Here is an 8626-nt window from a genome sequence, read left to right on the forward strand (position 1 = left end):
TCCAGAAGAACGTCCTCGTCGCGGGTCGCGACGTACCGATGGTACGCCGCCCGGCCGGGAGCGTATGACCGTAGCCTTACAGGCGCGTGACATGCCCGCCGGAGCGTGCCTCGTCAGACGATTAACGGTTCCGGTTCCAGTACCACGCCGAACTTGGCCTGTACCCCGGCGATGACCTTTTGCGCGAAGGCCCACAGCTGTGGGCCCGTGGCCTTCCCGTGGTTCACCAGCACCAGCGCATGGCGGTTGGACATGCCCGCGTCGCCGTCGCGCTCGCCCTTGAACCCGGCTGCCTCGATGAGCCAGCCGGCGGAAATCTTCGCCGTGCCGCCCGCGTGCGGCCACACCGGAAGGCCGGGGTGAGCGAGGGCGAGTGCATCCGCCTGCGCCGCCGGCACGATGGGGTTCTTGAAGAAGCTGCCGGCATTGCCGATGACCGCCGGATCCGGCAGCTTGCGCGAACGCAGGCGCACGACGGCTTCCGCCACGTGATAAGGCGTGGCGCGCGCCACGCCCATCTTTTCCACTTCCTCGCGGATGCCCGCGTAGTCCAGCGACAGCGGCCGCTCGCGAGGGAGGGCGAAGGTAACGGCCACGACGATCCAGCGGCCGGGTTGCTGCTTGAACGTGGAATCGCGGTAGGAGAACGCGCACGCGGCCTTGTCGAGCACGACGAACTCACCCTTGTGAGTGTCCCAGGCTTCCACGGTGTCGATGAACTCCGCCACCTCGACGCCGTAGGCGCCGATGTTCTGGATGGGCGAGGCGCCGACGGTGCCGGGGATGAGGATGAGGTTCTCGAGGCCGGCGAAGCCCTGGCCCAGCGACCAGCGCACGAAGTCGTCCCAGCGCTCGCCGGACGCCACGCGAACCAGCACCCGGTCGTCGCGCTGGAACGTTTCGACGCCGCGCGTCGCCATGGCGAGTACCGTGCCCTCGTAGTCGCCCTTGATCAGCAGGTTGCTGCCTTCGCCGAGCACGAGGACCTTGCCCGCCTTCACCGCGGGAAAGGCCAGGAGTTCGGGGATCTTCGTCGGGTCGCGCACCTCGGCGAGCAGTTTCGCGCGCGCATCCACGCGCAGTGTGTTCCGCCCGCCCAGCGGGGCGTTGCTGGCGAGCGTGAAGCCGCCCATGTCCACGGGTGCGTTGTTCATGCCAGGATCCCGCGCCGACGGATTTCCGCGACCGCTTCGGCGACCAGCTTCGGACCGCGGTACACCAGCCCCGAATAGACCTGCACGAGCGAGGCGCCGGCTTCCATTTTTTCCGCCGCCGAATCGCCGTCCAGGATGCCGCCGACGCCGACGATCGGAAGCTTGCCGGCAAGCCGCGCGTGCATGCCGCGCAGCACCGCCGTGGACTTCGCGAAGAGCGGGCGGCCGGAGAGGCCGCCGGCCTGCTGTGCGTTCGGATCGCCCGCGACATCCGTGCGATCGATGGTGGTGTTCGTGCAGATGACGCCGTCGATACCGGAAGCGAGCAGCACCTCGGCGATGGCGTCCAATTCGGTTTCCGTGAGATCAGGAGCGATCTTCAGCAGCATCGGCTTGCGCTTGCCGTGCTGACCGGCAAGGCGCTCCTGCGCCTCGCGCAGCGTGCCGATGAAGCGCCGCAGCGTTTCCTCTTCCTGGAGGTCGCGCAGGCCCTGCGTATTAGGCGAGGAGATGTTCACCGTGACGTAGCTGGCAAGCGGGTAAGCGCGCTCCAGGCACAGCAGGTAATCGTCGATGGCGCGCGCGTTCGGCGTGTCCTTGTTCTTTCCGATGTTGATGCCGAGCACGCCGCGGAACGCGGCTTTCTCCACGTTGCGCACGAGCACGTCGATGCCACCATTGTTGAAGCCGAGGCGGTTGATCACCGCTTCGTGCCCAGGCAGCCGGAACATGCGCGGCTTGTCGTTGCCGGCCTGGGGGCGCGGCGTGACCGTACCGATTTCGACGAAACCGAAGCCGAGGGCGGCGAGGCCGTCGAGGTGGTCGCCGTTCTTGTCGAGCCCCGCGGCAAGGCCGACGGGATTCGGAAAGTCGATGCCGAAGACGGTCGTCGGCAAATCCGCCGGCGGCCTGGCGACGAGGTGCGAAAGGCCGCTGCGCTGGGCAACGTCGGACGCGTAGAGGGTGAGGCGGTGCGCGGTCTCGGCGTCCAGCGCGAAGAGCAGGGGGCGGATCAGGTCGTACATCAGGCGTCCGGACGCCCCGCGAACACGCGGGTGTCGTAGTCGAAATCGACCGTGCCGCCGTCCTGCGTCTCGTCGAAGAGCGCGCGCAGGGCGTGGAGCATCGGTTCGTGGTTGGGGTGTCCCGGCTTGGGCGCGTAGGACGACGACATCAGGCGGCCGAGCAGGCTTTCGTAATCGAGCTTCTGTCCGTGCGGGAAGCTGGCCATGCCGCGATAACCGTGGCCGAACCACTTGGCCATGGAGGCATCGTCGGTATAGCGCTCGGCCACGCCGAGGTAGTCGAGGCCGTACTCGAGCAGCAGGCGTTCGTAGCCTTCGAGGAACGGCGTGCCGATGAGCCGGCGCGAGTTCCAGAACACGGCGACAAGCCCGCGGGGCGAGAGGATGCGAGCGAATTCCGCGCGCACCTTGTCCATGTCGAACCAGTGGAACGCCTGCGCGACGATGACGAGATCGACCGACTGCGCCGGCAGGCCGGTGGCTTCGGCACTGCCGTCCGCGGCAGCGAAGCGCTGTTCCGCGCCCAGCCAGCGTTCCGCCGCCGCGCGCATGGCCGCGTTCGGCTCGACGGCGGTGACGCGGTGCCCGGCGTCCAGGAACAGCTTGCTGGAGATGCCGGTACCCGCGCCGACGTCGGCCACGGTCCAGTCGGGCTTTACGCCAAGGCCGTGCAGCCAGTCGACCAGCGCCCGCGGGTAATCCGGGCGGTAGCGGACATAGTCCTCGACGCGATCGGAGAAACGTTCCGTGGAGCGCAGGTCGTTCATGGCTCGCCCTTGGTCAGAACTCGAACTTGATGCCCTGGGCCAGCGGCAGCGCGTCGGAGTAGTTGATGGTGTTGGTCTGGCGGCGCATGTAGACCTTCCACGCGTCGGAGCCGGACTCGCGGCCGCCGCCGGTTTCTTTCTCGCCGCCGAATGCGCCACCGATTTCCGCACCGGAGGTGCCGATGTTCACGTTGGCGATACCGCAGTCGGAGCCGGACGCCGAGAGATATTGCTCGGCTGCCTTCAGGTCTTGCGTGAAGATGGCCGAGGACAAGCCCTGCGGCACGGCATTCTGCTGCGCGATGGCGTCGTCGAGTGTGTCGAAAGGCATCACGTAGAGGATCGGCGCGAAGGTTTCCGTCTGCACCACGTCGTCGGCGTTATCGAGGCCAGTGACGATGGTGGGCAGCACGAAGTTGCCCTTGCGGTCGGTGAGTGCCTTGCCGCCCGTACGCACGGTGCCACCGGCGGCCTTTGCCTTCTCCACCGCGTGCAGGAAGGCCTGCACGCCTTCCGGACTGTTCAGCGGGCCCATGAGCGTGGTCGGCAGGGTGGGATCGCCGATTTTCTGCTCCACCTGGCCGTAGGCCTTCACCAGGGTGTCGACCACGGTGTCGTGGATGGACGAATGCACGAACAGGCGGCGCGTGGTGGTGCAGCGCTGCCCGGCGGTGCCGACGGCACCGAAGACGATCGCGGGGATGGCCAGCTTGAGGTCGGCCGACTTGTCCACGATGATGGCGTTGTTGCCGCCCAGCTCGAGCAGGCTGCGGCCCATGCGCTTCGCCACGCGCTCGCCGACCGTGCGGCCGACCTTCGTCGAGCCGGTGAAGCTGATCAGCGGAATGCGCTTGTCGTCCACCAGCGCCTGCGCCAGTTCGGTGCCGGCGTCGTTGAAGAGGAAGAAGATGTCCGGGAAGCCGGCTTCCTTCAGCGCCTCGTTGCAGATCTTCATCGTGGCGATGGCCGAGAGCGGCGTCTTCGGCGACGGCTTCCAGATGCAGATGTCGCCGCAGATGGCGGCAAGGAACGCGTTCCACGCCCAGACGGCCACGGGGAAGTTGAAGGCGCTGACGATGCCCACGAGACCGACCGGATGCCACTGCTCGTACATGCGGTGGCCCGGGCGCTCGGAATGCATGGTGTAACCGTAGAGCATGCGGCTCTGGCCCACCGCGAAATCGGCGATGTCGATCATCTCCTGCACTTCGCCGTCGCCTTCCGGCTTGATCTTGCCCATTTCGAGCGCAACCAGGGATCCCAACGCGTCCTTGTGCTTGCGCAGGGCCTCGCCGCAGAGGCGCACGGCTTCACCACGGCGGGGTGCCGGCACGGTGCGCCAGATGGCAAAGGCTTCCTGCGCGCGCTGCACGATCGTCTCGTAGTCGGCCGCGCTGGACGCCTGCACCGTCGCGATGACCTCGCCCGTCGCCGGGTTCACAGGCGTGAGGGTGCCGGCGTCGCTGGTGCCGGCCCACTGGCCGCGGCCGAGGTAGGTGCCCGACTCGGTGGTGCCGAGGCCGAGCGCTGCGAGGATCTTGGCGGACATGGGAACTCCTTTGACGGCGCCCGGCAGGATGCCGGCACGCGCGGGTAAAACGGCGATTCTAGCAAACACCCCCTTCACGGCTTGTTGTGCGGCGCAGGACGGACGTCGCGGCGGCGTCGTCGCCGCACGTACTTGCGACGACCTTGCAGTGACGTTCGCAAGTCCATGCTGCACTTGAACTTATTCAGCCAGCGGAGTGCCGCAATGACCCGCGTCTATGAAATTCCCTATCAACCCGACGGGGCATCCTGGACGGTGCGCGTGGCAGGAAGCCCCATCGGCCGGTTCGCTTCCCGTTTCGAGGCGCTGCGGGCCGCCGTGAACGGCGCAGCGGCGGATGGAAGCGATGCCACCATCAGCGTGGAGGGTGCCGACGGCATCTGGCGGCCCTTCGGCAGTGACGCCAAGCGCCCTGTCCGGGCCCCTTCCTTGCCCCCGAAACGTCTCTCCGTCGTGCGCTGACCCCACTACAATGCATGCGCCCCTTTCCCCGGAGGAACGCATGCTGCCGAACATCTCCACTTCGCGCGCCGCGTGCCATTGCGGCACGGTTCGCTTCACGGTGAAACTCACCGACGGCCTGCGCAGCGCCCGTCGATGCAACTGTTCCTATTGCCGGATGCGCGGTGCCGTCGTGGTATCGGCGAACCTTGACGGCATCTCGATCGAGCAGGGCGAGGACGCCTTGAGCATGTATCAGTTCAACACCGGCACGGCGAAGCACTACTTCTGCTCGAGGTGCGGCATCTACACGTTCCACCAGCGCCGCTCGAATCCCTCGCAGTACGGTGTCAACGTGGCCTGCCTCGAAGGCATCAGCCCGTTCGATTTCGCCGAGGTGGCGGTGCTCGACGGCGAGAACCATCCCGCCGATCACCCGCAGACCGCGACCGAGGGTCCCGTAGGATTCCTCCGTTACGTGGCGGCTCGGTAAACGCGCGCGGTTTCGCACGTGGGCCGGGATCGGTATGCTTGTCGTATTGGCCCCGTAGCTCAGCTGGATAGAGCGTCCCCCTCCTAAGGGGAAGGTCGCCCGTTCGAATCGGGCCGGGGTCACCATTTCAAGCCGTTTCCCGCCGGGCTGGATTCCATATCACGCCACAAATCGCCGCCGGTTAAGCACAGTGAGCACACCCCTCAGAAGGTGAGCTTCGCCACTGCCGCGTCCGCGCCTCCCGGGGCGAGGTGCGCGTACTTCTCCGTGATCTTGTAGTCGCTGTGGCCGGCCAGGATCTGGATGCGCCGGAGCGGCACCCCGGCCATGGCCAGGTGCGCGCAGAAGGTGTGCCGGAGCCGGTGCAGCGAGCCACCGATGCCAGAGACCTTGGCGTCCGCCGCGAACCAGTCCGAGAGGGTATCCGGGTGCACGCCGACCGGCGGGTCAGGAAGCATCCCCAGGGCGGCCCGCGCCTTCTCGTTCAGGGGAACCTCCCGCCACTGCGCCGACTTCGTGCGACCGTCGCCGTCCTCGTCCGGGTCCGACTCGACGCGGAGCACGCCGTCCACGACGTCGGCCTTGCGCATCTTGCACATCTCTCCGCGCCGCAGGCCGGTATGCGCCATGAACGCCCACAGCGCGGCGCGCTTCGGGTTCGCCGCGTAGAGCACGGCCATGTCCTCGGCACCGTAGAAGCGCACCGCCACGCTACGGACGCCCCGTGGCGCCTTCACCTTCTCCAGCGGGTTCACGTCGATCTCTTCCCACTCGACGCCGCGGCGGAAGGCCGCCTTCAGCCTGCGCATTTCCTTGCCCACTGTCTCCGGCGCTGCGCGGTCGACCTTCAGCCGATCGCGCTTGTAGCCCTCCATCTCTGTCGGGCGGAGCGTATCGATGGGCCGATGGCCGTAGCGCGCCAGGAAGCGCTTCATCTCGCTCCGCGCCTTGCCGATGGTGGTCGGGTGCTCGCTCTCGTACCAGTCCAGATACCACTCCAGGTAGGCCCGCACGGTCGGCGCCTTGGAGATGATCCGGACCCCGTGCGTCAGCTCGGCTTCTTTCGCGGAACGAATTTTCTCCGCCTCTCCGGACGTAACCGCTCCGAGAGAGACGCGGAACTGAGTGCCGTTTTCACGCCAGTTGAGGTAGGCGCGCTTGCCGCGCCAGTAGATCGTCGCCAAGGTTCAGCCCCGTGAATCGCCGCGTACAGTTCCGCTCGTTCGTACAACTGCTTGCCCATGAATCGCCGCGGCGTGAGGCCGTAGGCGAGGGCATGCTCCCGAAACTGGCTCACCGACACGCCGCAGTAGTGGGCGCTTTCCTCGACCGTGAGCCAGTCCTTGCCGGCGAGGTTCAGGTCTTCAGCTGCCCCCATCGGGCACCTCCTTCTCGATTCGTCGAAACTCCACCACCCACACCCACGGGTTGTCGGCCCAGCTGCCGGCGCCGTTGATCGACTCCCACAACTCGCGAAAGGCCTCGGCTGGCGTCACCTTGAGACTGGGCCCAGCGGGGCCATCCCACGCCGAATAGCCAACGCGGTTCGGCCCGCACTCATCGGCCGGGATTCCGATTTCGTGGATGCCCTCGGCGCGTGCCTGCTCCTCGGTGATGCCCCGCAGCCGCTCCACGCGCACGGCGGTGACCTCAAGCGTGATCCGGCTGGCCCAGCGGGGCATGAAGCGGGCATGGCGATAACGGCCCGGTGTGGCCTCGCCGGGCGTCGACCCGAATTCGTGCCAGTCCTTCACGCTGTTCAACTCGCCGTCGGCTTCGTACCGGATCGGGCACCACGGCTTGTGGTATCCCGCCCCGAGGCACGCGTCGGCGATTTGCTTACCGGACCGATCATCCAGGCTCGCCGGCGCGCGCCAAGCCTCGCGTACCCACAGCCGGTCGCCGACCTTGCCGTACGGGCAAAGCCCGTTTCCGGAGTCCGCGACGTACCGGGCCGTGAACATATCTTCGCCGAGCCATTCGAGGGCCATGCCCTTGACCACCCGCCGCGTCACGGTCTTGCGGCCTTCGAGGATGGCGCGCACCATCCGCGCCGAGAACAACAGGGGGCGATCACGCATGCGAAGGATCCTTGACTGGCTGGTCCGCCGGGCCGCTTACGCGGTTTGGGGTTGCGCAGGTGTGCTGGTTGGCCTCGTTCTCGGCTTGCCGCTGGGATGGCATCTGCCGGACACCATCGCGAATCTGCTCGGCGGAATAATTGGGGCTATCGCCTCCGTGGCCGGCGCTATGCTGGTCGTTAAGAGGCAACTTGAGGCGGAGGAGGCGCGACTGAAACTGGATCGAACGCTTGCGAAAGCAACCCGCGAGGCGGACACGCATGCACTTCGACGCGCTCTCGCGAACGCCCTTTGGACAGACCTCCGAAGTGTCAGGGCGCTCATCGAAGGGCAGATCGTGCTCGCGGGAGGCACGGCATTTAACGGGAAAGCCCTCGTAAGCGAAGCAGACTATGCCGAGTGGTGCCTGCGCATGGAGCTTGCGCCGATGGCGTCCTTCGACAAGTTCGCTCACTTGCTCCACCATCTGGGAGACATTTCCCCCGTGTTGATACATGCATATGCCGACGTGCTTCGTTACTCGGCGATATGTCGTGGCCATCGCACGACACGAACCTCTGAACGAGAGAGCGTAGATCTGGTGCCGGTCCTCGCGAAGAGACTCCACATTTTGGACGGAAATCTTGATAAGGCTCAGATCGCGCTGGAGCCGTTCATAAGCATGGCCGCGGATTGACTTGCAGCCGGTTCCAAGCCGGCTCACCATCGGCGCACTGAAAAGGATGGGGAGTTCACGCATGGCCGAGGACACCAAGCTGGCTGATGGTTTCGGTCGTTACAACCAGTTCGTGGACGCGTTTCATACCGAATCCGATCGAGGCGTAGCTGTTCTTTCGATGTGTGTGCTCGAAGAAATAGTCCGCGAGGGAGTGGCAAAGCGCCTCGGTCCATACAAGGAAAGACTCATGCCGACGCTCGCGCCTCGCGGGCGCTGGTCTACCCTGGCCGACTGTGCCTGGATGCTCGGAGTGCTGTCGGCGGCCGACCGCGCGGATCTTCTGATCCTCGTTGATATCCGAAACCGCTTTGCGCATCGCGCGCTCCAAGACCTTTCCTTCGATCATCCAGACGTTGTTCACCAGGTCGGGCGCCTCAAAGTCAGCGAACGCTTTGACC

General features: G+C 66.2%; 10 protein-coding genes and 1 tRNA gene. 5 read left to right on the top strand and 6 right to left on the bottom strand.

Features of this window, described 5'->3' with window-relative positions:
• Positions 1–113 precede the first annotated feature (113 nt).
• From murB to amaB, 4 genes are read right to left on the bottom strand one after another with little or no spacing between them, the layout of a single operon-like run.
• On the bottom strand, positions 114–1154 hold the full coding sequence (gene murB / locus ACPYOD_RS09800; RefSeq protein ID WP_481301555.1) for a UDP-N-acetylmuramate dehydrogenase: 1041 nt from the start codon (positions 1152–1154) through the stop codon (positions 114–116).
• Entirely contained in the window at positions 1151–2179 is a 1029-nt protein-coding gene (locus tag ACPYOD_RS09805; protein WP_481301556.1) for a quinone-dependent dihydroorotate dehydrogenase, read from the bottom strand. The genes murB and ACPYOD_RS09805 overlap by 4 nt, the downstream gene beginning before the upstream one ends.
• On the bottom strand, positions 2179–2946 hold the full coding sequence (locus tag ACPYOD_RS09810; protein ID WP_481301557.1) for a class I SAM-dependent methyltransferase: 768 nt from the start codon (positions 2944–2946) through the stop codon (positions 2179–2181). The genes ACPYOD_RS09805 and ACPYOD_RS09810 overlap by 1 nt, the downstream gene beginning before the upstream one ends.
• Before the next feature lie 13 nt (positions 2947–2959).
• Positions 2960–4495, bottom strand: coding sequence for an L-piperidine-6-carboxylate dehydrogenase (amaB, locus tag ACPYOD_RS09815; protein WP_481301558.1), 1536 nt, complete (start codon positions 4493–4495; stop codon positions 2960–2962).
• A gap of 204 nt (positions 4496–4699) precedes the next feature.
• Between amaB and ACPYOD_RS09820 the strand changes: the two genes are divergently transcribed.
• The 3 genes from ACPYOD_RS09820 (at position 4700) to ACPYOD_RS09830 (ending at position 5554) form a co-directional block, all read left to right on the top strand.
• Positions 4700–4957 (top strand): hypothetical protein, encoded by a 258-nt coding sequence (locus tag ACPYOD_RS09820; protein ID WP_481301559.1) that lies wholly within the window; start codon positions 4700–4702, stop codon positions 4955–4957.
• 40 nt (positions 4958–4997) lie between these two features.
• Positions 4998–5429: a GFA family protein gene (locus tag ACPYOD_RS09825; protein WP_481301560.1), complete on the top strand. Its 432-nt coding sequence runs from the start codon at positions 4998–5000 to the stop codon at positions 5427–5429.
• A 48-nt stretch (positions 5430–5477) separates the two neighbouring features.
• Positions 5478–5554 (top strand) — tRNA-Arg (locus ACPYOD_RS09830).
• A 78-nt stretch (positions 5555–5632) separates the two neighbouring features.
• Here ACPYOD_RS09830 and ACPYOD_RS09835 read toward each other — a convergent pair.
• Both ACPYOD_RS09835 and ACPYOD_RS09840 read right to left on the bottom strand, forming a co-directional pair.
• Complete coding sequence (locus ACPYOD_RS09835) at positions 5633–6613, bottom strand: tyrosine-type recombinase/integrase (RefSeq protein WP_481301561.1); 981 nt, start codon at positions 6611–6613, stop codon at positions 5633–5635.
• A gap of 180 nt (positions 6614–6793) precedes the next feature.
• A complete protein-coding gene (locus ACPYOD_RS09840) occupies positions 6794–7510 on the bottom strand; it encodes a hypothetical protein (protein ID WP_481301562.1) in 717 nt (238 codons plus the stop codon).
• Between ACPYOD_RS09840 and ACPYOD_RS09845 the strand changes: the two genes are divergently transcribed.
• Both ACPYOD_RS09845 and ACPYOD_RS09850 read left to right on the top strand, forming a co-directional pair.
• Positions 7509–8186, top strand: coding sequence for a hypothetical protein (locus tag ACPYOD_RS09845; RefSeq protein WP_481301563.1), 678 nt, complete (start codon positions 7509–7511; stop codon positions 8184–8186). The two genes, ACPYOD_RS09840 and ACPYOD_RS09845, sit on opposite strands and share 2 nt — an antisense overlap.
• 61 nt (positions 8187–8247) lie before the next feature.
• A partial coding sequence (locus ACPYOD_RS09850; RefSeq protein ID WP_481301564.1) for a hypothetical protein occupies positions 8248–8626 on the top strand: 379 nt, incomplete at its 3' end.

The organism is Luteibacter sp. HAY1-4A (genome assembly GCF_056755355.1).